Annotated in this window: 20 protein-coding genes and 1 tRNA gene; 9 read left to right on the top strand and 12 right to left on the bottom strand. The window is 64.0% G+C overall.

The window, feature by feature from the left end; all coding sequences use genetic code 11:
• Both EN949_RS02245 and EN949_RS02240 read right to left on the bottom strand, forming a co-directional pair.
• A partial coding sequence (locus tag EN949_RS02245; RefSeq protein WP_127371622.1) for an iron-containing alcohol dehydrogenase occupies window positions 1-460 on the bottom strand: 460 nt, incomplete at its 3' end.
• Window positions 457-1,068: a shikimate kinase gene (locus EN949_RS02240; protein WP_024503735.1), complete on the bottom strand. Its 612-nt coding sequence runs from the start codon at window positions 1,066-1,068 to the stop codon at window positions 457-459. The genes EN949_RS02240 and EN949_RS02245, both read right to left, overlap by 4 nt.
• Before the next feature lie 210 nt (window positions 1,069-1,278).
• Between EN949_RS02240 and EN949_RS02235 the strand changes: the two genes are divergently transcribed.
• From EN949_RS02235 to EN949_RS02215, 5 genes are all read left to right on the top strand, one after another.
• Window positions 1,279-1,431, top strand: coding sequence for a hypothetical protein (locus EN949_RS02235; RefSeq protein WP_013529356.1), 153 nt, complete (start codon window positions 1,279-1,281; stop codon window positions 1,429-1,431).
• 17 nt (window positions 1,432-1,448) lie between these two features.
• Window positions 1,449-2,366: a site-specific tyrosine recombinase XerD gene (locus EN949_RS02230; RefSeq protein ID WP_063169115.1), complete on the top strand. Its 918-nt coding sequence runs from the start codon at window positions 1,449-1,451 to the stop codon at window positions 2,364-2,366.
• A 99-nt stretch (window positions 2,367-2,465) separates the two neighbouring features.
• Window positions 2,466-3,416, top strand: a complete 951-nt coding sequence (locus tag EN949_RS02225) for an acetyl-CoA carboxylase carboxyltransferase subunit alpha (RefSeq protein ID WP_024503734.1) — start codon at window positions 2,466-2,468, stop codon at window positions 3,414-3,416.
• A 217-nt stretch (window positions 3,417-3,633) separates the two neighbouring features.
• Window positions 3,634-4,932 (top strand): murein L,D-transpeptidase family protein, encoded by a 1,299-nt coding sequence (locus EN949_RS02220; protein WP_013529353.1) that lies wholly within the window; start codon window positions 3,634-3,636, stop codon window positions 4,930-4,932.
• A gap of 8 nt (window positions 4,933-4,940) precedes the next feature.
• A complete protein-coding gene (locus tag EN949_RS02215) occupies window positions 4,941-5,177 on the top strand; it encodes a sulfurtransferase TusA family protein (RefSeq protein WP_024503732.1) in 237 nt (78 codons plus the stop codon).
• A gap of 10 nt (window positions 5,178-5,187) precedes the next feature.
• Here the strand turns inward: EN949_RS02215 and EN949_RS02210 are convergent, their stop codons facing one another.
• Both EN949_RS02210 and EN949_RS02205 read right to left on the bottom strand, forming a co-directional pair.
• Window positions 5,188-6,297: a GTP-binding protein gene (locus tag EN949_RS02210; RefSeq protein WP_027162928.1), complete on the bottom strand. Its 1,110-nt coding sequence runs from the start codon at window positions 6,295-6,297 to the stop codon at window positions 5,188-5,190.
• A 3-nt stretch (window positions 6,298-6,300) separates the two neighbouring features.
• Entirely contained in the window at window positions 6,301-7,464 is a 1,164-nt protein-coding gene (locus tag EN949_RS02205) for a D-alanyl-D-alanine carboxypeptidase family protein (RefSeq protein ID WP_013529350.1), read from the bottom strand.
• A gap of 213 nt (window positions 7,465-7,677) precedes the next feature.
• Here EN949_RS02205 and EN949_RS02200 point away from each other — a divergent pair, with 213 nt between their 5' ends.
• From EN949_RS02200 to EN949_RS36380, 3 genes are all read left to right on the top strand, one after another.
• Complete coding sequence (locus EN949_RS02200; protein ID WP_024503731.1) at window positions 7,678-8,841, top strand: M20 aminoacylase family protein; 1,164 nt, start codon at window positions 7,678-7,680, stop codon at window positions 8,839-8,841.
• 83 nt (window positions 8,842-8,924) lie between these two features.
• Window positions 8,925-9,001 (top strand) — tRNA-Arg (locus EN949_RS02195).
• A gap of 536 nt (window positions 9,002-9,537) precedes the next feature.
• The gene (locus EN949_RS36380) at window positions 9,538-11,457 is read left to right on the top strand and encodes a hypothetical protein (protein ID WP_245461833.1); all 1,920 of its coding nucleotides are present in this window, start codon (window positions 9,538-9,540) and stop codon (window positions 11,455-11,457) included.
• A 151-nt stretch (window positions 11,458-11,608) separates the two neighbouring features.
• Here the strand turns inward: EN949_RS36380 and EN949_RS35760 are convergent, their stop codons facing one another.
• From EN949_RS35760 to EN949_RS02150, 8 genes are all read right to left on the bottom strand, one after another.
• Window positions 11,609-11,773, bottom strand: a complete 165-nt coding sequence (locus EN949_RS35760; protein WP_164745797.1) for a hypothetical protein — start codon at window positions 11,771-11,773, stop codon at window positions 11,609-11,611.
• Between the two features lie 937 nt (window positions 11,774-12,710).
• Window positions 12,711-13,064, bottom strand: a complete 354-nt coding sequence (locus tag EN949_RS02180; protein ID WP_024503728.1) for a cupin domain-containing protein — start codon at window positions 13,062-13,064, stop codon at window positions 12,711-12,713.
• Window positions 13,065-13,396: 332 nt separating this feature from the next.
• A complete protein-coding gene (locus EN949_RS02175; RefSeq protein ID WP_063169118.1) occupies window positions 13,397-14,290 on the bottom strand; it encodes a sugar phosphate isomerase/epimerase in 894 nt (297 codons plus the stop codon).
• Window positions 14,291-14,353: 63 nt separating this feature from the next.
• Window positions 14,354-15,292: an ABC transporter substrate-binding protein gene (locus EN949_RS02170; protein ID WP_013529341.1), complete on the bottom strand. Its 939-nt coding sequence runs from the start codon at window positions 15,290-15,292 to the stop codon at window positions 14,354-14,356.
• Window positions 15,293-15,368: 76 nt separating this feature from the next.
• Window positions 15,369-16,367, bottom strand: a complete 999-nt coding sequence (locus EN949_RS02165; protein ID WP_027162931.1) for a COG4158 family protein — start codon at window positions 16,365-16,367, stop codon at window positions 15,369-15,371.
• The gene (locus EN949_RS02160) at window positions 16,364-17,908 is read right to left on the bottom strand and encodes a sugar ABC transporter ATP-binding protein (RefSeq protein WP_024503725.1); all 1,545 of its coding nucleotides are present in this window, start codon (window positions 17,906-17,908) and stop codon (window positions 16,364-16,366) included. The genes EN949_RS02165 and EN949_RS02160 overlap by 4 nt, the downstream gene beginning before the upstream one ends.
• Window positions 17,905-19,284, bottom strand: a complete 1,380-nt coding sequence (locus EN949_RS02155; protein WP_063169119.1) for an FGGY-family carbohydrate kinase — start codon at window positions 19,282-19,284, stop codon at window positions 17,905-17,907. The genes EN949_RS02160 and EN949_RS02155 overlap by 4 nt, the downstream gene beginning before the upstream one ends.
• The gene (locus EN949_RS02150; protein WP_013529337.1) at window positions 19,281-20,057 is read right to left on the bottom strand and encodes a DeoR/GlpR family DNA-binding transcription regulator; all 777 of its coding nucleotides are present in this window, start codon (window positions 20,055-20,057) and stop codon (window positions 19,281-19,283) included. The genes EN949_RS02155 and EN949_RS02150 overlap by 4 nt, the downstream gene beginning before the upstream one ends.
• A 192-nt stretch (window positions 20,058-20,249) precedes the next feature.
• Here EN949_RS02150 and EN949_RS02145 point away from each other — a divergent pair, with 192 nt between their 5' ends.
• Complete coding sequence (locus tag EN949_RS02145) at window positions 20,250-21,293, top strand: class II aldolase/adducin family protein (protein ID WP_063169120.1); 1,044 nt, start codon at window positions 20,250-20,252, stop codon at window positions 21,291-21,293.
• The last annotated feature ends 4 nt before the right edge of the window (window positions 21,294-21,297 follow it).

The raw sequence follows: 21,297 nt of genomic DNA, 5'->3' as shown, positions 1-21,297 counted from the left end.
GGCTGTTGATGCCGGTCTTGCCGCCGACCGAGGAATCGACCTGCGCCAGCAGCGAGGTCGGAATCTGCACGAAATTCATGCCGCGCCGCACGATGCCGGCGGCAAAGCCGGCAAGGTCGCCGATAACACCGCCGCCGAAGGCGATGACGATGTCGCCGCGCTCCAGTTTCGCAGCCAGCACACCGTCGACCACCTCTTCGAGATGGGCAAAACTCTTGGTCTTCTCGCCGGCCGGCAGTGTGATGATGGCGGTCTGGATGCCACCCGTTTCGAGGCCTGCCTTCAGCGCACCGAGATGCGCTGCCGCGACATTGGCGTCGGTGACGACCGCGGCGCGTGTGCCCGGCAGCCGGCGCGCAATCTCGGCACCCGCGCGGGCCAACAACCCCGAGCCGATCAGAATGTCGTAGGTCCGGTCGCCAAGGCCGACTTCGACGACAACGGGTGCCTCGATGCTCACTGTTCCACCTCGCCCGTCGCAGCCGCCTGATCAATGCCGAAATGCCGGCACAGCGCGTCCACCACCTCGGTCGCGATGACTTCCTTGCGGTCGTCGCGGGTCGGCACTGTGACGTCCGATGTCGCGTAGACCGGATAGCGCTCGCCCATCAGCCGCTCCAGCACGGCGCGCGGGTCGGCGCTTTTCAGGAGCGGCCGGTTCTGTTTCTTGGCGACGCGATCCATCAGAAGGTCGAGTTCGGCCTTCAGCCACACCGAGACGCCCTGCGCTGCAATCGCCTCGCGCGTCTGCGCATTCATGAAGGCGCCGCCGCCGGTCGACAGCACCTGCGGCCCGTTTTCCAGTACGCGCAGGATGACGCGCTGCTCCAGCGCCCTGAATTCGGTCTCGCCGTAGCGCTCGAACAGTTCCGGAACGGTCATGCGCGAGACGCTTTCGATCTCCTGGTCGCTGTCTATGAAGGGCAGCGCCAGCATCGTCGCCACCTTGCGGCCGATCGCCGTCTTGCCGGCGCCCATCAGTCCGACGAAGACGACGGAACGGCTGCCCAGCCTGCCGAGCAACGCGGCGTGGTTCTCGTCTGGAGGATTTGCTGGCAGCGCGTTCATCGGATGTTTCGAAGGCCCTCTTTGCCGGCGTATCGACATGAAAAGCCCGTTTGCGTCAAGCGTGGCAAGTGCCTTGAACCCGATATGGACTGGCAGGGTCTGCATCAGAAGTTGCTAACAGGCCCCAGCTTCTTCCTTGAATTGGCCGGATTGGCGTCCCATAAGGGGACAGGGTTTGGAAACGCAGAACAAGAAGACGGGCGAAAATTGATGCCGACACTGTTTCGCTTTGTCGTGGTAACGGCGATTCTGGCTGGCATTGCCTATGGTACGATGTTCGCACTGGTGATGTTCGTCGAGCCAAAGAAGGGGGAAATGAGCGTGCGCATCCCTCCGGAAAAGCTCAATCCCAAGAAAAGCTGAATGACAAGACAGGCTGAATGAACAGCGCCGCCCGCATCGAAGCCTTTCTGGAAATGATGAGCGCCGAGCGGGGCGCGGCAGAAAACACGCTTTCCTCCTACCGCCGCGACCTCGAGGACGCTTCCGGCGCGATCGATGGCGGGCTGGCCGGTGCCGCCGCCGCCGATATCCGCGCCTATCTCGACGACATTGCCGCCCGCGGCTTTGCCGCCACGTCGCAGGCGCGCAAACTGTCGGCGATCCGCCAGTTCTTCAAATTCCTCTACGCCGAAGGCCTGCGCGGCGATGACCCGACCGGCACGCTGGACAGCCCGAAAAAGGGCCGCCCGCTGCCCAAGACGATGAGCGAGGCCGACACCGGCCGGCTGATCGACCGTGCAGCAATTGAAGCCGGCGATGTCTCGTCGGGCGATGGGGACAGCCTGGCATCACTGCGCCTGCATGCGCTGGTCGAGGTGCTTTACGCCACCGGCCTGCGCGTTTCCGAGCTGGTCGGCTTGCCGGTGACGGTGGCGCAACGCGACGACCGCTTCTTCATGGTGCGCGGCAAGGGCGACAAGGAGCGCATGGTGCCGCTCTCCGCCAAGGCACGCGCGGCGATGAAGACCTGGCTTGCCGCCCGCGCCAAGGTGCCAGCCTTGGCCGACAGTCCGTTCCTGTTTCCGGCCGCCTCGGACAGCGGCTATCTCTCGCGCCAGGTCTTCGCGCGTGACCTGAAAGGGCTGGCGGCAAGGGCCGGCATTGCCTCGGCGAAGATCTCGCCGCACGTGCTGCGCCATGCTTTCGCCAGCCATCTCCTGCAGAACGGCGCCGATCTGCGGGCCGTGCAGCAATTGCTTGGCCATGCCGACATATCGACGACACAGATTTACACCCATGTGCTGGAAGAGCGGCTGGTGCGGCTGGTCAACGATCATCATCCGCTTGCCGACTAGGCCTCATATCGCTATGTGAGGACGACATTTCACCGCCCGGAGCCTTGGATTCAAGGGTTCCGTCAGCCACTGCCTTCCGACGTATCGGTCCGCTCACGCATGTATAATTACCTCGATTTCGAAAAGCCGGTGCAGGACCTCGAGGGCAAGATCCTCGAGCTGAAGAAGCTTGCCGAGAATGGCGAGGCGGTCGATGTCGGCGACGAGATCAACCGTCTCGAGAAGCGCTCCCGCGACGCATTGCGCGATGCCTACAAGGCGCTGACGCCTTGGCAGAAGGTGCAGGTGGCGCGCCATCCCGACAGGCCGCATTGCGTCGACTACATCAAGGGCCTGTTCACCGATTTCACGCCGCTGGCCGGCGACCGCAATTTCGGTGAGGACCAGGCGATCGTCGGCGGTTTCGCCCGTTTCCGCGGCGAACCCATTGCCATCATCGGCCAGGAAAAAGGTTCCGACACAGCCAGCCGCCTGAAGCACAATTTCGGCTCGGTTCGGCCGGAGGGCTACCGCAAGGCGGTACGGCTGATGGAACTGGCCGACCGCTTCAAGATCCCGCTCCTGACGCTGGTCGACACGGCCGGCGCCTATCCCGGAGTCAACGCCGAGGAGCGCGGCCAGGCGGAGGCTATCGCCCGTTCAACCTCGACCTGTCTCGGCCTGAAAGTACCGTCGATCTCGGTGGTCATCGGCGAAGGCGGTTCGGGCGGCGCCATTGCCATCGCCACCGCCAACCGCGTCTACATGCTCGAACACGCCATCTATTCGGTGATTTCGCCGGAAGGTGCCGCCTCGATCCTGTGGCGCGACACGACACGATCGAAGGACGCGGCGACCAACATGAAGATCACCGCACAGGATCTTCTGGAACTGAAGATCATCGACGCCATCATCCCCGAGCCGCTCGGCGGTGCGCATCGCGGCGCCGAAACCGTGATCGCCGCGACCGGAGACCTCATCGCCAGGACGATGAAGGACTTCGCCGGCGCCAACACCGATTTCCGCGAACAGCGCCGCGAAAAATACCTGGCCATGGGCCGCAGTCTCTGACCACAGGCACCCTTGGCCGCAACAATGTGGCGGAGCGGAGCATTTTTGCCACAAAAATGCCGCTGCATTCGGCTCAATGAGACTGCCGCAGGGGGATGCGTCGGCACTTGCGGTAAGGAATTTATTAGGGTTAACGGGCTTAGGGTCCGTCGATGCGCAGTGTAGCAGCCGGGGCAGGAAACGTCCTGGCGCCAGAGAAAAGACGATATCCGTAGCCATGTTTGTCAAGCTTGCCCGCACCGGAATCCTGATCGCTGCCCTCGGCGTTGCCGGCTGCAACAATTCGTCGATGAAGGATTTTGCCCCGGAGGCCAACAAGCCGCTGCCCGACAAGATCCTCGCCGACATGAGGGCCAAGGGCATGGTCCGCACCTCGTCGGTGATGGCCCGCATCTTCAAGGAAGAAGGCAAGCTCGAGATCTGGAAGGCCAAGACCAACGGCCGCTATGACATGGTCGCCAGCTACGACATCTGCAAATGGTCGGGCAAGCTCGGGCCGAAATACACCGAAGGCGACCGCCAGGCGCCGGAAGGCTTCTACACGGTGCGCCCGGCGCAGATGAATCCGCGCTCGAACTACCATCTGTCCTTCAACATCGGCTATCCCAACGCCTATGACCGCGCCAACGGCCGCACCGGCTCCAATTTGATGGTGCACGGCGCCTGTTCGTCGTCGGGCTGCTATTCGATGACCGATGCGCAGATCGAGCAGATCTATGCCTTCGGCCGCGATGCTTTCCAGGGCGGCCAGACCGAGTTCCAGATCCAGGCGTTTCCGTTCCGCATGACCGCCGCCAACATGGCGCGCTACCGCAACGACCCGAATTACGACTTCTGGAAGATGCTCAAGGTCGGCTACGACAATTTCGAGATCACCAAGGTGCCGCCGAAGGTCGATGTCTGCGAGAAGCGTTATGTCTTCAACCAGGTAGCCGCCGACGGTCAGACATTCGATCCGACTGGCGCCTGCCCGGCGACGACGCAGCCTGATTCGCTGAAGAGCGCCTACAATTCCTACATGAGCACCTATGACGCGGCGTTCAGCGGCGCGGTCAAGGCCAGCGTGCCGGCGCCCAAGCCGACCATCGCCGGTATCAAGGAAGCCAGCATCGTCTCCGACTGGTCCAAGCGCCGCGCACGCGGCGAACGCGTACCGATCGATCCGCCGTCGCTCAACAATGACGGCTCGGTCACCGAGACGGCACGCATGGGCCGCATCGATTCGCCCGCCGGCCGCAAGATGGCGGCTCTTGATGCCGAAAAAGCTGCCAAGCAGAAGGCCGAGGAGCAGAGGCTGGCTGCCATAGAGGCGGCCAAGCAAGCCAAGGAAGCCGCCAAGGCCCAGGCTCTGGCCGAAAAGGAGGCCGAGAAGGCCGCCAAGGAGGCCCCAGTCGCCACCGCGACCATCGCGGCCCCTTCGGAAGCGGCGCCAATGGCTGAAACGCAAGCGGCGAGTGCCGACGAAAGCCGGGTGACGAAGCTGAAGAACAAGCTGCTCGGCATGTTCGGCGGTTGATATCGCCCGTGGCTGATCGCGCCGCTATTTATGACCTCAAGGGGCTGAACTGCCCCTTGCCCGTGCTCAAGGCCAAGAAGCGCCTCGCGGGGATGCAACCGGGCAGTCGGCTCTGGTTGGAGACCACCGACCCGCTCGCCGTCATCGACATTCCGGCATTCTGCTCCGAGAGCGGCCACCAGTTGATTGAAACGGCCGCGGTCTCCGGCGGCCATCGCTTCCTGGTCGAGCGCGGCGCGCCGTAATCGTTGGGAGCTACCGCCCGGCGATCGCCAGCGGATTGTTTTCCAGCGCCGCGCGGTCGGGCGTGTCAACCGACGGCCGGTCGGTGAAGGCGGCGAACAGCCTGCGGATATAATCTTCCGGCATGTCGAGCGTGATCAGCACCAGCCGCGTGCCACGCTGGCCATCCGGCCAGGACGGCAATTGCACCGGCGGATGCAGGATCTTCTGCACGCCATGGATCACCAGCGGCCGCGACGGGTCTTCCCTGAGCTCGATGACGCCCTTCATGCGCAGCAGGCGCTCGCCATGGGTCGAACGCAGCAGGTCGAGGAACATCTCGATCGCCGAAAACGGCACCGGGCCGTCATGCACCAGCGAATAGGAGCGCACGCGCTGATCGTGACGATGGCCGTGGTCATGGCCATGCTCGTGATCATGACCAGCATGATGGTGATGATCGTGCGCCGCTTCCTCGCCAAGCCAGCGCCGCACATCGGCGGATTTGGTTGCCGGGTTGTAGAGGCCGCAATCAAACAACGCCGCCACGCCTGTCTCCGTGTCGCCGGCATCGAGCAGTTCGGCGCCCGGATTGATCTGCCGCAGGCGCGCCCGCAGCATTTCCAGCTCATTGGGGTCGGTGGCCAGATCGGCTTTGCTGAGCACGATGCGGTCGGCGACGGCAACCTGCTTTACCGCCTCGACATGGGCATCGAGCGTGGCGTTGCCGTTGACGGCATCGACCAAAGTGATGACGCCGTCGAGCCGGAAGGCCTGGATCAGCGCCGGATGCGCCATGATCGACTGCAGCACCGGCGCCGGGTCGGCAAGGCCGGTGGTTTCGACGATGACGCGGGCGAGCCGGGCAATGCGGCCGGTCTGCAGCCGGTCGACCAGGTCGGCCAGCGTATCGACCAGTTCGCCGCGCACCGTGCAGCACAGGCAGCCGTCCGACAGCTGGATGATGCCGTCGGAAGACTGCTCGACCAGCAAATGGTCGATCGCCACCTCGCCGAACTCGTTGATGATCACCGCGGTGTCGGCCAGCGCCGGATCCTTGAGCAGCCGGTTGAGCAGCGTCGTCTTGCCGGCGCCGAGGAAGCCGGTCAGCACCGAGACTGGGATCGGGAAGCCGCTGCCCATTGGCTAGTTCGCAACCTTGACCGGCTGGTCGCCCTGCGCGGCGGAGCCGGCAATCTTCGGGCCGGTGCCGGCCGGTGCCGGCCTGTCGGGCCGCCAGCTCGGGATCGGCACATCGGCAAATTCCTGCGCGCCCTGGTCGAGGATGGCCTTCGGCGCCGGACCGGTGGCGCCGCCAAGGCCGACGGCAACCAGCGTCGGCACATGGTCGAGCTTTTCCTGATAGGGTGATTTCGGCACGTTCTTGGCGGCGGCCGGCGGCGCCTCGGACTGCTCCTGCGGCGTCTTCTTCTTGCAGACCTCGTCCTGCATGTCGTTGGGTGAGACCGTGTCGCCATAGGGCGCCAGCGTGGTGACGGTGGCCGAGCCGGCGACAGGCGTGTCGAACCCCTGATCGAGCAGTTTTGCCGCCGTCTCGGCGCGGGTGACCGCCGACTTCTCGCCAAGCACAACCGCGACCAGCGTGCGCCCGTTGCGCGTCGCCGAACCGATCATGTTGAAGCCGGAAGGGCAGACAAAACCGGTCTTCATGCCATCGGCGCCGGGATAGCGGCCGATCAAGAGATTGTAGTTGGGGATCGCCTTCTTGCCGACGGCAAGGCCCTCGATCGAGAACCACGGCACATATTGCGGAAATTCGCGGCGGATCGCCATCACCAGCACGGCGAGGTCGCGCGCCGTCGTGTACTGATCCGGCGAATAGAGCCCGTTCGGATTGACGAAATGCGTGCCGTTCATGCCGAGCCGGGTCGCCTCGGCGTTCATCCGGTCGGCAAAGGCCGCCTGCGAACCGCCGACATTTTCGCCGACAGCCATGGCAATGTCGTTGGCCGATTTGACCAGCATCATCTTCAGCGCATTGTCGAGCCGCATCACCGAACCCGGCTTGAAGCCCATCTTGCTTGGCGGCTCGGCGGCGGAGTGTTTGGTCACCTTGATCGGCGAATCGAGCTGTACCTCGCCGGCCGCGATCGCCCGAAAGGTGACGTAAGCGGTCATCAGCTTGCTCAGCGATGCCGGATACCAGCGCTTGAACGCATCCTGATGCTGCAGGATCTTGCCGCTGCCGAGGTCGAACACGACCACCGGATTGGCCAGCGCCGGCCCGGCCACAACCGACAGCGCGATTGTGCCAGCCGAGAATAGTTTGAGGAAATGCCTGTACCGCATGATCAAATCCGAAATCGCCTCTTGCCGTAGTCGCCCCTGGCTCCGTAAGATTTCGTTACGCGATCGCCAGCATATGGTCCGACCCTCAAAAACCGGACCCCATTGTTGCGGTGCTATTTACTCTATGTGACGCCAAGATGGCAAAGTGCCTGGCGATCACAATTGCAAGGCAGCGGCCAACACCCGCCGTCCCAACAGCGAGATGGAACCATCATGCCAATCCTGAACCGTGCCGCCGAAATGCAGGACGAAGTTGCCGGCTGGCGCCAGCATCTGCACCAGACGCCAGAACTGAACTTCGACGTCTTCAAGACCGCCGCCTTCGTCACCGAGAAGTTGAAGGCCTTCGGCTGCGACGACGTGGTCACCGGGCTCGGCAAGACCGGCGTCGTCGGCATCATCCGCGGCCGCCAGGGCGAAGGTCCCACCATCGGCCTGCGCGCCGACATGGACGCGCTGCCGCTCAACGAGATATCAGGAAAGCCCTACGCCTCGACCATCCCCGGCAAGATGCATGCCTGCGGCCATGACGGCCACACGGCGATGCTGCTGGGTGCGGCCAAATACCTCGCCGAGACGCGCAACTTCACCGGTTCGGTGGCGGTGATCTTCCAGCCGGCCGAAGAGGGCGGCGGCGGCGGCAACGAGATGGTCAAGGACGGCATGATGGAGCGTTTCGACATCTCCAGGGTGTTCGGCATGCACAACATGCCGGGCCTGCCTGTCGGACAGTTCGCCATTCGCCCGGGCCCGATCATGGCGGCGACCGCCGAATTCACCATCACCGTGCACGGCAAGGGCGGCCACGCGGCGATGCCGCACGGCACGATCGACCCGATCGTCATCACCAGCCAACTGGTCGGCGCCTTGCAGACGATCGCCTCGCGCAGCACCGATCCGGTCGAGGCCGTGGTGGTGTCGGTGACCAAGTTCCACGCCGGCGATGCCTACAACATCATTCCCGAAACCGCCGAAATCGCCGGCACCGTGCGCACCTTGCGAAAAGAAATCGCCAAGAAGTCCGAAGAGCGCATCCGCAGCATTTGCGACGGGCTGGCGACCGCGTTCGGGGCCAGGATCGAGGTCGACTACCAGGCGAATTATCCCGTGACCTTCAACCACGCGGAAGAGACGGTGTTTGCCGGTGACGTCGCGATGAGTGTCGCCGGCGACGCCCATGTCCACCGCGGCATCCAGCCGGTGATGGGCGGCGAGGATTTCTCCTACATGCTCGAAGCCCGCCCCGGCGCCTTCATCTTCATCGGCAATGGCGACACCGCCGGTCTGCACCACCCGGCCTACGATTTCAATGACGAGGTCATCCCGCACGGCATGAGCTACTGGGTGAAACTGGCTGAAACCGCGCTGGCCGCCTGACAGCGGCAGCGCAAAGCCGGCCGAATTGCCTTCGGCCGGCCTCTTGGCGAAACGATCCGAAGCGGCTATGTGTCTGGCCGCGTGGTCCCGTAGCTCAGTAGGATAGAGCGGCAGATTCCTAATCTGTAGGTCACAGGTTCGATTCCTGTCGGGATCACCATGCTTTGCATCAGCTTAGCAAATTGACGTCGTACTTTTCGCGAAACAGTACGACGAATTCTAATCTCGGCGGGAATGCATCACCGAACAAGGAACGATCAGCTTCACTACGAAGAGCGGGCACTACAATGGCCCTTTTTTCTGGCCGAAGGCTGCCTGCAGGATCATTAGGAGCTGATGGTTGACCGTGGTGCGCTGTGACCTAGCTAAAGTTCATGATGGACAGTCCTAAGCCCGGAAATGGCGAATTGTCCGCACCGGCGAACTCTCGCGAGGTTGCTATGCAGAGGCGCAAACCGGCGTTTCAGAGCCCTGCATGCGTCCTTGGTCGGCCATTGCCCGCTACGGAATATCAACTGCGGCGATCTGTCGGCACGCGACCGGCGCCCCGCCATCCGCAACAATTCGCAACGACCAGAAGTATCCCGAAGAAAGCGACGCTCCGAGAAGCGGTAAGGCCTTGGCGAATACCAAGGCGAATGACCAGACCATCGCTTTATGAACTTGGCAATACACCCAGAACGCACGGGCACGGCAATGCCAAATTATCTTGCCGAAATGTATGCAAACGACGTAAATCTGGCCATTCTGAGCGCAGTGGTGACGCTTGCATCGGTGGGCGTCTATCTTGTGCTCCGGCGTATCCTTGCCGCGGTGCGACGGCGCCGCCTTGCAGCGTTTGACGAAGGCAGATCCGGTATCGCCGAGGCTTCTTGGGAATGGGAAAGCCCGGCCGGACTTGTCGCCGGGCCTGCTTCTTCCAAGGCTGCCAACCCCTTGCATGCGGTCGGCCTGAATGTTCGGGCTCAAAATACCAACTACTCTCGGTTCGGAGTGCGAATCGAACATTTCGCCGCGACATCCGAACCCAGCGGGTGCTCGTCAGTGGTCGAGACCGGTGCTCCTGCACCGAACAGAGTGCAGTCTGGCCGGCTTGCAGCATCCATCAGCGCGATCGCGGAACGTGGGAAGCGGATTTGCGGGTCGGCATGGAACCAATTGCGCCATAAGGCTTCACCGCCAAAAATTGCTCCGTTGGCCTATGATGCGGATCGCGGTTTGAATTTCACAGCTCAGTTGAGAGATCCCGACCCGGCCATGGCGCCTGCCTCAAACCCTGTCGTTCGCAGGCCGATCGTTCTTGTATCGCGCTTGGGTCTCGCCGCCATTTGTCTGGCCGCGCCGATTGGCTATGCGAGACAAATCTGGGTCGAAAGCGCTTCCGCCATCTCGCAAACCCAAGACCAGGCCCATCGAGACCTTTCGCGCCCGCTGGGATTTCAGGCGAGTGCCGAATTGCTTGGCCCGGATCTCACGGCTAACCAGGCGCAAACCGGGACGGATCGTGCTCAGGCTGCCGCTGCGAGACAATTGGCCGACCAGGAGCACCGGGCGGCGGAAGGCGAGCGTGCCAGGAGCGCCGCTCTGCAGGGAGCGCTCCTCGAGGCGAGCAAGCAGATCCACACGCTGAGGGCAAGCATGGCAGCTGCCGATGACGCGCGCGAGGAGCGGTTGCGCAATGAACTCGCGGCAGCCCGCACTCTTGACGCGTTGCGGCGCATTGCGGGAGAGGTCCGCACGATGCTGAGCGAGGCCGCCAGCTATGTCCTTAAGGAGATGCCCGCTGCTCATCTCGAGCAGGAGCAAGCCCAAAGGCAGGCGCACGATTTCTCGCAAGCGCGCGTCCAAATTGAACAGCTTGAGACCGAGGCCGCCAAGGATCGCGCTACGGCCAAGGCTTCACTGGCGCAGGCGAGCGGCATACTCGACGACGAGCGCCGGAAGACGGAGCTGCTTCGTGGCGATCTCGCCGAAGCGAAACTGGCCAATGCCGCACTCATGAAGCGTACGGCTGCGGCTGAGCGGGAACGGACCGACGCGGTCACAGCGAGACAACAAGTGGAGCGGACCGCAGCTGACACGGAGCGAACGCTCGCACGAGAACGCGCTGCAGCAGCAGCGGCCGTTGAGGAGCTGAAAGAAGCTCGCATCGAGCGCCAGGCGGCTGAACTGGAGCGAGCCAAGGCAGTCTCAGCGAAAGAGCGTGCCGAGCAGGCCGCAACCGAGACGGCACAGGCTCTGGCACGGGAACGTACTACAGCCGTCATGAATCGTGAGGATCTCGACAGAGCACGCATCGAGCGCGAAGCCGCCGCCCAAGCTCTTTTGGTGCGTGTCGCTAAGCTTCAGGAGGCTCTGGACGAGCAACGCGAGGCCCCTGTTTCTCTTGCCCGCGACTTGGCTGCGGCGCGCGGGGACAACGACAGGCTCAGGACTGAGCGCCGCAGCGCGCAGATCGAACCGCCCCTGAAGCCGCGTTCTGGCCGCGCGGCAGCCAGCCAGGTGAAGGCCGTCAGCAAGAAGATTGGCAAGGTTCGCAACCCTTCGCGGATGACCCGGGTGCGTTCGATCACACTTCCTTATTCGCTCTTGCCAAGACACGTGACACCGCAGTGATTTCCGACTGCGCGGTCCCTTCCGTGGAAGGCCATTTTTGATGCCCCGCACCCCTTCGTAACACATCCGAGGCCTGCTGCCATTTCGGCCAAAGATGAATGGCCTCTCGAATTCACCCTGCTTCATCAGCGAGAGTGTTCTGCGCGATGCGCTATGTCAGACCGATCACGCTGCCTGTCGCGTCCAATTCGCATTGGATCGCCGCCTGCCGCGTTTCCACGCTGCCTTGCCGCGCATAGTCGATGCTGACCTCGATGGGGGCCGAGATCGTCGCCCGACTCAACTGATGTACGAAGCCCGCGCTGGTGACGCGCACGCTGGTCGCCCCCAACGGAGCGGCGGCCGACTCGATGGCATCATGGCAGGCCCGAACGACTTTATCCGGGACGCCCGGCAGCGCCTCGGTTCGGCTGACTGTTGATTGAGTTTTGCTGTCGCCGGGAGGCTGGAGAGCGGCCGGGAGGTCGAGCGACTGTCCGCCCCTTGCGGACGCAACAGCAGTAGCGGTGGCCGAACCTACAGTCCCCGGGGCTGTCGTAGTGCCGCTTGTGCTGGTCTCGCTGTCGTCCGCCGACGAACTGGAGCCGCCGGGATCGTCGCCAGTCCCTTTGTGCGAGCCGCCCTGGTTGCCGCCGGCGTCATGACCTCCGCCGCCCCCATGGCCACCAGAACCATGGCCGCCGTTGCCATGCCCTCCGCCTTGCTGACCACCGGTTGCAGCTCCTGCGCAAACTACCGCGATCGAGCAAGCTAAGACGAAATACGCACAGGTGAATCCACGCGATTGACGCAAGACGACCTCCATGGATGCGTCGGTCCAACCGTCTTTCCGCGGCGTGCAGTCAGAACGGCGCGAACCGCCGCTGCCCCCGAGGCAACCTCGCGATTGCCGCGCCCCCGAAAGAACTAGGGGATCAATCCGGTGTATCAAGCATACTTGGCCGGTAAGCACCGATGAGAGATCGCTTGGCTGGCGAGTGCCGTATCATTCGTGTCGAGGCCGACCGTCTGGATGACGCCACAGACGCCTTCATGACCCAATGACCGGAGTCCGAGGAGTGGCCTGGCCGAGGCCCCGGCGAATGCAGAGATCAGCGAATACGCTTACCGCGCCCAGGTCAGCGCACCTCCTCCGAGCCATCGGCGACACCCAGGCGATGTCGGTGGGATGGCCTCCAAAAGGCCCCCGGAGGCACGAAAAAGCTTCGCTTGAGCACTCGCCGCGATGGCGCGGCCAGACGGATCACCCCGCTTCAGCCGACCCGCACGACAAAATGCTTCGTCACCGGCTCGATGATCTTCCAGGTTCCCTTGAAATCCGCTTCCACGACGAAGGCATCGCCGGGGCCGACCTCGACCGGCGTGCCGCCGTCCGGCGTGATGATGATGCGGCCGGCGATCATGTGCACGAACTCATAGTCGGTATAGGTGGCGTGATAGGTGCCGGGTGTCGCCCGCCAGGTGCCCGACAACACCTTGCCGTCCTCGGTCGTGTGCTGGACGGCGGTTTGCATGGTCGGCCTGCCCTCGACGACGATCCAGCCAGCCAGATCGCCTGCGTCCGCGTGTTCGACGGTGCCGAATTTGAGGATTGTCTCGCGTGTCATGTGCTGAACTCCGTTTGGGGATTGCGTGGCGCTGTTTGCCTGGCCGGTCAGATAACCGATGCACCTGCCGCGAGCAATGCCGCCGCCATACGGCCGGCACCTTGGCTGACGGTGCATCAAACAAAAACCCGCCTGTGCGGCGGGTCACTGGCGCAAATCAGCACCATAGGCAAAAATGTACCATAGCTGAGGTCACCGAGTCAAGAAAAAATTCCTATCGCGAAAAAGCTGGCGGCGCAAAAGCTGCCAGCACTGGCTGCCATAAGGCCGTTTGTTGATTTGAAGTCAGAGCCCTGCCATGCGGCGCACGCCGCGCCCTCTCGACGGGCGGGTCAGGGTTTGTGGCGCGCCGAAACGAGTTCCGCCTTGCGCCTTGCCGTCTCCAGCCCGAGCCCGATGAAGGCGCGCGCGTGCTTGGCCAGCGCCATGTTGTCCGTCCACAGATTGCGCCAGATGGCGGTCTTCTTCGACAGGTGCTCATCGACGATTTCCGAAGAGAAGGATTCGAAGCTGAGATCGTCGCTGTAGCCGATCGCCGTCAGCGCATCGAAGATCGCGGCGAAATCGATATTGCCGGTGCCGAGGAAGCCGCGATGGCTTTCGCCGATATGGACATAGCCGATCTTGTCCGCGGCTTGATGGATGGCCAGCCCGACATCGGCCTCCTCGATGTTCATGTGGAACGTGTCGAGATGCAGGAAGATGTTGTCCGAGCCAGTGTCCTCGATGAAGGCCAGTCCTTGCGCGGCGGTGTTGAGCAGATTGCTTTCGAAGCGGTTGACGATCTCGAGGTTGAGCGTGACGCCGGCCGCCTTGGCTGTTTCGGCAACCTTGGCCAGCGTGCCGGCACTGCGCTGCCATTGATCGCGCGTCGGCGCCTCGACCTGCAATCCGTGGCTGGTCGAGAGAATGCCGGCGACCTTCCGGCCGCCGAGGTCACGCGTCAGCGCGATGGTATCGTTGAGGATTTCGACGCCGCGCGCGGCAATCGCCCTGTCGGCGCTCGAAATATCGCCGTCAACAGGCAATCCGATGCTGATCGCCACGCCGAGGCCAAGATCGGCGATGCGCCTGGCGAGCCCGCCGATGTCGACATCGGCGGGGTCGAGATAGGAGAATTCGATGAGATCGAAGCCGGCCTCCCTGGTGTTGGCCAGCGTGCGCTCCAGATCGGCCTGAGCCGAGCTCGCCGACCAGACGAAAGAATGGATTCCAATACGCGACATCATCGTCTCCGGTGCTGACAAGGTGCGGCCGGGTCATCCCGGCCGCACCGGTCTTGGAAGAATTTAGCGGGCTGCGGTCCAGCCCTTGTAGTCCTTCAGGTTCTCGGCCGTGATCAGCTTCGGGTCGAGCAGAACGGTCGGCTCCGCCGGCTTCTTGCCGGCCAGCAGCTCGGCCGCCATCGTCAGTGACTGGCCGGCCATCACATAGGGATCCTGCGAGGCCGAGGCCTTGATCATCGAGGTGCCGGAAGAGAGTTCCTTCTCGATATCGGGCGCGCCGTCGACGGCGGTGAAGATGAACTCCGAACGGTTGAGCTGCTTGGCAGCGAGCTGGGCGCCGATCGCCGTCGGGTCATTGATGGCAAACACCGCATCGATCTTGTCGAAGCGGGTGAGCAGCGACTGGAACACCTTCAGGCCGCCGTCGCGCGAGCCTTCGGCATTCTGGTCGTCGGAGAGGATCTTGATGTCGGGATGCTGCGAAAGCACGTTCTTGCAGCCCTTCACCCGCTCCAGGATCGACGACGATGCCGGTCCGTTGAGGATGACGTAGTCGCCCTTGCCGCCGGTGTGGTCGACCAGGTACTGGCAGGCCTCTTCGCCGGCCTTGACGTTGTTGGTCATCACGGTGACGTCGGCGCCCGGCGCCGAAACGTCGAAGGCGGCAACGACGATACCTGCGGCTTGTGCCTTCTTCACCGCCGGCGCGATCGCCTTGGCGTCGACGGCATTGAGCATGATCACGTCGACACCGGCGGCGATGAACGAATCGACCTGCGAGACCTGCTTGTTCAGGTCATAGTCGGCCGATACCGAGGTCACCTCGACCTTCGGGTTGATCTTCTTGGCCGCGTCCTCGATGCCCTTGATGGTGGCGACGAAGAAGGGATTGCCGAGCAGGCCGACCGAGATACCGACCTTGTTGAGGTCCTTGGCCGAAGCAGGCGCGATGGCGAGCGACGCGAGTGCGACGCCGCAGAGCAGTTTGGCGATGGTCTTCATTGCTTTCCTCCGATTGCCCCGCGCCTCTCACGGTGCGTTACACAAACCGGTCGTTGACGCCGGCGACTAAGGTCAATCACGTTCTTGCTCCTGCCTGGAGCCTGTAGCGGTCGAGGGCGACCGCCACGATGATGACCAATCCCTTGATGATGTACTGCCAGATGTCCGAGACACCGGCCAAGATGAGCCCGTTGGAGAGCACCGCGATGATCAGGCCGCCGATCAGCGTTCCCCAGATCGAGCCGACGCCGCCGACGAAGCTGGTGCCGCCGAGAATGACCGCGGCAATGGCGTCGAGTTCGTAGGACTGGCCCAGCTGCAAGCCGTTGGCGGCGTAGAGCCGGGCCGCCGACATGGCGCCGCCGAGGCCGGCCAGCAGGCCGGAAACGCCATAGACGAAGAGCAGCACCAGCGGCACCTTGATACCGGTCAGCCGCGCCGCTTCGGCATTGCCGCCGACGGCGTAGATCCAGGTGCCGAGCACGGTGCGCTTGAGCACCAGCCAGGACAGCACCACCACCGACAGTGCGATGATGACCAGCCACGGGATGCCGAACAGCGAACCGTTGCCGATGAAATCGAACGGCAGGTCCGAATTGAACACCGTGGTGTCCTGGCCGAGCAGGCGGGCGACACCGCGCACCGCGGTCAGCGAACCCAGCGTGACGATGAAGGGCGGCAGCTTGATGTAGGCGATGAGCAGCCCGTTGATGAGGCCGAAGCCGAGGCCGACCAGAATGGCCGCCGGCACGCCGAGCAAACCCCAGTCCGGCACCAGCGATACGATCACCGCCACCATCGCCGATGCGGCGAGGATGGCGCCGACGGACAGGTCGATGCCGCCGGTGAGGATGACGAAGGTCATGCCGGCCGCCAGCACGATGTTGATCGACGACTGCTGGGTGACGATCAACAGGTTGGTCTCGGTCAGGAAGCGCGGGTTCAGGAACTGGAAGCCGGCCGCCAGCAGGATCAGCACCGGCAGCATGCCAAGGGCAGCGAAAGCCGTGCGCAACCGTCGGCTCGTGCCGGTGGCCTGGCCGCCTGCGCTGATCTCGGTCGCCTTGTCGGTCATTGCTGAGCCGCTCCCGTTGCAAGTTCCATGATTTCCTCCTGGCTTAGCGGTTCGCCTTGCGATGCCGTCACCTCGCCCGATATCTTTCCGTCGCGCATCACCAGCACGCGATCGGCGACGCCGATCACCTCGGGCAGTTCGCTGGAGATCATCAGGATGGCGATGCCCTGCTTGGCGAGATTGTCGATCAGCCGGTAGATTTCCGATTTCGCTCCGACATCGACGCCGCGGGTCGGCTCGTCGAGGATGACGACCTTCGGCTCGGTCTCGAGCAGGCGGGCGAGCAGCACCTTCTGCTGGTTGCCGCCCGACAGCGAGCCGGCATTGGCCTGCACCGAACTGGTGCGGATGGAGAGATCGGCAACGGCCTTGGAAGCACGCCTTTCGGCGGCCGCGAAGTCGCGCAAGCCGCCGGCGCGCGAATCCCGCGCCAGCACGCCCATGCTGATATTGTCGGAGATCGACATGTCGAGGAACAGGCCGAGTTCCTTGCGGTCCTCGGTCAGATAGGCGATGCCGGCATCGAGCGCCTCGCGCGGCGAGCCGATGGTTACAGGTTTGCCGTCGAGTTCCAGCGTGCCTGAAATGTGCCTGTCGGCGCCGAAGATCAGCCGCGCAAGCTCTGTGCGGCCGGAACCGACCAGACCCGCCAGCGCCAGCACCTCGCCCTTGTGCAGGTCGAACGAACAGTTTTTCAGGAGACGGCCGTCGGACATGGCGCGCACCGAGAGCGCCACCGCGCGCTTTTCATCCGGCGGCCGATGATCCTTCTTGTAGAAAGCCGACAAATCGCGGCCGACCATCATCGAGACGAGGCGCGAGGCACTGAGGTCGGCACGCTCGAGCGTGCCGACATAACCGCTGTCGCGCAGCACGCTGACGCGGTCGGCAAGCTGGTAGACCTCTTCCATGCGGTGGCTGATGTAGATGATGGCGATGCCTTGCGATTTCAGCGTCGCGATGACCTCGAACAGCCGGTCGGTCTCGCGCGAGGTCAGCGACGTGGTCGGCTCGTCCATGACGATGATGCGCGCATTGGTCGATAGCGCGCGGGCGATCTCGACCAGCTGGCGCTCGCCGAGCGACAGGCTGGAGACCATGTCGCGGGCCGAAAAGGAAACGCCGAGCCGCTTGATGATCTCGCTGGCGCGCCGGGTGCACTGGTCGCGATCGACGATGCCGAAGCGTCGCGGCTCGTTGCCGAGGAAGATGTTCTGCGCCACCGTCAGATTGGGCGCCAGCGACAGCTCCTGATAGATCACCGCGACGCCGCTGGCGCGCGCCTTGATCGGATCGCCGGTCGCAGCCGGCATGCCGTCGATCAGGATCTCGCCGCCGGCATCCGGCCGATAGGCGCCTGAAAGCACTTTCATCAATGTCGACTTGCCGGCGCCGTTCTCGCCCATCAGGGCGTGCAGCTCCCCGGCATGGACGCTGAGCGAGACATCGTGCAAGGCACGGATCGCGCCGAACGTCTTGGAGATGTGGCGCATCTCCAGCACCGGCTGGCGCGCCGTCTCAGCCTGGGCAATCGCACTCATCGCGCGCCTCCCACTGCCGCACCGGCGACGCTCTGGTCCATCGTGGCGTCACGCCAGTTGCTGCGATAGCCTGCCAACCCGGTGAAACGCGACGCGTGCACCGGCTCTGGAACTTCGGCGGCGAATTCGCGCCCGACGCTCTCGAAGGCGAGCGCCGCTGCACCCGTGGCGCTGCCCTCCAGCGTGGCGCCCTGCAGGAAAGCCTGGCCGGGACGCAACTGCGCCAGCAGTCCGGCCAACACACCGCCTGTGTTCAGCCCGCCATCGACGATCACCGTGTTGTTCGAATGGATGAGGTCGAGCGACAGATCGACCATCAGCGCGACGTAGAGCAGCGCGGTGGCCGCGCGTTCCCCGGCATCGGGCATGCGCCCCACCAGCCGGCCGGACTGACTGGGCATCGGCCCGCCTGGCGCGAAGCTCGGCAGCGCCATGATGCCGGCATCGATCACCCGCTGCACCACCGGACCGGCGATCTCGCCTTGCCAGCCGCCGCTGATGGTTGCGAATTCGCGTCCGCCCATGAAGCGAATGGTCGGCACCGGGCCGCCGCCGACATCGACATTGACCAGCATGTCGCGATCCCGGTCGAGCGTGTCGAGCGGGCAATCCGGATTGAGCACGACGACCCAGGTGCCGGTCGAAACGACGGTGACCGGGCCAAGCTCCTGCCGGCGATAGGCATAGAGCGCCGCATTCGAATCATGGACGCCGTTGTGGATGGCGATCGGTCGCGCCGCAGCGCCGAGGCGGTGCTCGCCGATAACGGTGCCGGCGCGCTCGAAGCCAGGCATCCGGTCACGCCAGCCCTGCGCGTCGACCAGCGAGGAAAAGTCCTGGCTCCGCGGCGCCCACAGATGCGAATGGCAGCCGAGATAGGACACTTCCGAGACCGCCCGCCCGCCAAGGCGCCAGCTCCAGTATTGCGGATAGCCGAGGATCGATTTCGACGTAGCGAACGCGTCGGGATCGACCTCCTGCAGCCACAGCATGTGGCGGCCGTAGTTGAAGCCGAGCGGCAGCCGCGGCGAAAAGGTCTCCGAAAAGTCCGGAATGCGGCGATCGATCCGCGCGGCAATCTCGGCCGGCGGCTCTTGCTCGTAGTCGAGGATCGGATGCGTCAGCGCCGCTTCGTCGACCAAGGCAAAGGTGCAGCCATGGCCCGACACCATGACCCCTTCCACTCCATGACCGTCGACCGTATCGGCAACGGCGCTGAGCGCCCAATGGTGGAGCGCCGCCTCGTCGAGCACGCTGAAGCCGCCTTGGCGCATCCATTTCGGCTGTGTCCGGCGCTCGTCGATGATCCGCCCGTCCTGGCCGAAGACGAACAGCTTCGAATTGGTCTTGCCGAAATCGAGGACAGCCACCTTCACTGGATGGCTCCCGAGGCTATCCGCACCATGACGCCGGCGTCCTCCAGCATGCGCGCATCGGCGTCGGAGAGACCGTCGTCGGTGACCAGCGTGCCGATGCGGGAAAGCGGCAGCGCGACATTGCGCGCGTGGATCGACAGTTTGCGGCTGTCGGCCAGCACCACGATCTGGTCGGCGCAAAGGCTGAGATCGACGATCGAGCGTACCAGCAGCGGGTGCGATTCCATCACGCCTTCCTGGCCAAGGCCTTGCGCGCCGAGAAAGAACTTGGAGGCATAGAAGGGCACGGCCTGGCTGAGCGAATGGATGATGCCGGGTTCGCGATGCAGATCACCGCCCGCAACCGTCAGGCTGCAATGGCCGTGGTCGCTGAGATAGGCCGCCAGCGGCATCGAGTTGGTGTAGAGGCGGATGTTGCGCTCGGCGAGCTTGACGCCCAGATGGAAGCAGGTCGAGCCGCCATGCACGATGACGGCGTCGCCGTCGCGCACCATGGTCGCCGCGAGAGCGGCGATCTGCCGCTTGGCCTCGACCGCAAGGTCGCGGTTCTCGTCGTAGGGCCTGGCGTAGGCAACACCGGCCTGGGAAGCGCCGTCGAGCGCCGAGATGCCGCCATAGACCTTCCGCGCTTCGCCGGCCTCGTCGATCCTGTCGATATCGCGCCTGACCGTCGCGGCTGAAACGCCAAGCCGCTCCTGCAACTCGCGCACCGAAGCGAACGGACGATCCCGCAACAGTTCGACGATCTGACGCTGACGGCCGGAGTCGCTCAATTCTTTCCTCCCGGATGCCATTTTCCATGGCAATTGGCGTAACTTACTCAACATTAGTCGGATTGCAAGCGTGTTTGATGACAGTAGATCACTATTGACGTAGATCACTCGTTTCTGCGATATCAGCGCCAATTCGATCCCGGCAACGGGATTTCGCGCAGGACACGGCCGAGCCGTTGGAGGAAAAGCGCCATGGCGACCGAAGCTGACGCGCAGGAACTGGCGGCCTTGCGGGCGCTTTCGGCCAGCATAGGGCGGAGCCCGCATCTCACCCAGGCGGCAGGCGGCAACACCTCGCTGAAAGCCGGCGACACGCTGTGGATCAAGGCCTCCGGCACCTGGCTGAAAGACGCGCTCGTCGATGACATCATGGTGCCGGTGGCGATGGCGCCGCTGCTGAAAGCCGTCGAACAGCGCGATCGCGCCGCCGACCAGCCGCAGGGTTTCACCATTGCAGCGCTCAACCCGCGCGGCCTGCGGCCATCGATCGAGACCACGGTGCACGCTTTGATGCCGCAGCGCGTCGTTCTGCATGTCCATTGCGTCGACACCATCTCGCTTGCCGTGCAGGCCGATGGCGAGGCCGAGGTCGCCAAGCGGCTCGATGGCATCGAATGGGCCTATGTGCCCTATTTCCGGCCCGGCCTGCCGCTTGCACGCGGCATTGCCGAAAAACTGCGGCCTGGTGTCGACGTGCTGATCCTTGGCAATCACGGGCTGGTCGTCGCTGCCGAAACCGTCGCCGGGGCGGAGCTTCTGCTGCGCCGTATCAGGTCATTGCTGGCCCGGCCGGCGCGCGCGACCGCCGCACCCGACCTCGACGCCTTGGCCGCGCTTGCCGGCGACAGCGGCTACAGATTGCCGGCCGATGTCGAAGCGCATGCGGTTGCGCTCGACGCTGAGAGCCGCCGCATGGCGCAGGCCGGCAGCCTCTATCCGGACCACGTCATCTTCCTCGGCCAGGGCTCCGTCGTGGCGAAGCCAGGCGAGGCCGTGGCAGATGTCGTTGCACGACTGGGCACGTCGCCTGCGGCGATCCTGTTTCCCGGCGCAGGCGTGCTGATGCGCGGCGACGCCAGTGCCGGCGCCGATGCCATGCAACGCTGCCTCGCCGACGTGACGGCGCGCATCGATATCGCCGCGCGGCTGAACTATCTCACCGCTTCCGAGAATGACGAGCTGGTCAACTGGGACGCCGAGCAGTATCGCCAGAAGCTCAACGCGGCTGGCGGCTAGCATG

This window comes from Mesorhizobium sp. M7A.F.Ca.US.007.01.2.1 (assembly GCF_003998165.1).
Taxonomy (GTDB): domain Bacteria; phylum Pseudomonadota; class Alphaproteobacteria; order Rhizobiales; family Rhizobiaceae; genus Mesorhizobium; species Mesorhizobium ciceri.
Note: the sequence above shows the minus strand (reverse complement) of the source record. Positions and strands in the feature narration are given on the sequence as shown.

Excerpts from the sequence above, each read along its gene's own strand:
- EN949_RS02220 (WP_013529353.1), top strand. The coding sequence starts at position 3,634 with ATGTTTGTCAAGCTTGCCCGCACCGGAATCCTGATCGCTGCCCTCGGC.
- EN949_RS02145 (WP_063169120.1), top strand. The coding sequence starts at position 20,250 with ATGGCGACCGAAGCTGACGCGCAGGAACTGGCGGCCTTGCGGGCGCTT.
- EN949_RS02205 (WP_013529350.1), bottom strand. The coding sequence starts at position 7,464 with ATGCGGTACAGGCATTTCCTCAAACTATTCTCGGCTGGCACAATCGCG.
- EN949_RS02225 (WP_024503734.1), top strand. The coding sequence starts at position 2,466 with ATGTATAATTACCTCGATTTCGAAAAGCCGGTGCAGGACCTCGAGGGC.
- EN949_RS02165 (WP_027162931.1), bottom strand. The coding sequence starts at position 16,367 with ATGACCGACAAGGCGACCGAGATCAGCGCAGGCGGCCAGGCCACCGGC.
- EN949_RS02160 (WP_024503725.1), bottom strand. The coding sequence starts at position 17,908 with ATGAGTGCGATTGCCCAGGCTGAGACGGCGCGCCAGCCGGTGCTGGAG.
- EN949_RS02170 (WP_013529341.1), bottom strand. The coding sequence starts at position 15,292 with ATGAAGACCATCGCCAAACTGCTCTGCGGCGTCGCACTCGCGTCGCTC.
- EN949_RS02210 (WP_027162928.1), bottom strand. The coding sequence starts at position 6,297 with ATGGGCAGCGGCTTCCCGATCCCAGTCTCGGTGCTGACCGGCTTCCTC.
- EN949_RS02235 (WP_013529356.1), top strand. The coding sequence starts at position 1,279 with ATGCCGACACTGTTTCGCTTTGTCGTGGTAACGGCGATTCTGGCTGGC.
- EN949_RS02230 (WP_063169115.1), top strand. The coding sequence starts at position 1,449 with ATGAACAGCGCCGCCCGCATCGAAGCCTTTCTGGAAATGATGAGCGCC.
- EN949_RS02180 (WP_024503728.1), bottom strand. The coding sequence starts at position 13,064 with ATGACACGCGAGACAATCCTCAAATTCGGCACCGTCGAACACGCGGAC.
- EN949_RS36380 (WP_245461833.1), top strand. The coding sequence starts at position 9,538 with ATGCCAAATTATCTTGCCGAAATGTATGCAAACGACGTAAATCTGGCC.
- EN949_RS02240 (WP_024503735.1), bottom strand. The coding sequence starts at position 1,068 with ATGAACGCGCTGCCAGCAAATCCTCCAGACGAGAACCACGCCGCGTTG.
- EN949_RS02175 (WP_063169118.1), bottom strand. The coding sequence starts at position 14,290 with ATGTCGCGTATTGGAATCCATTCTTTCGTCTGGTCGGCGAGCTCGGCT.
- EN949_RS02200 (WP_024503731.1), top strand. The coding sequence starts at position 7,678 with ATGCCAATCCTGAACCGTGCCGCCGAAATGCAGGACGAAGTTGCCGGC.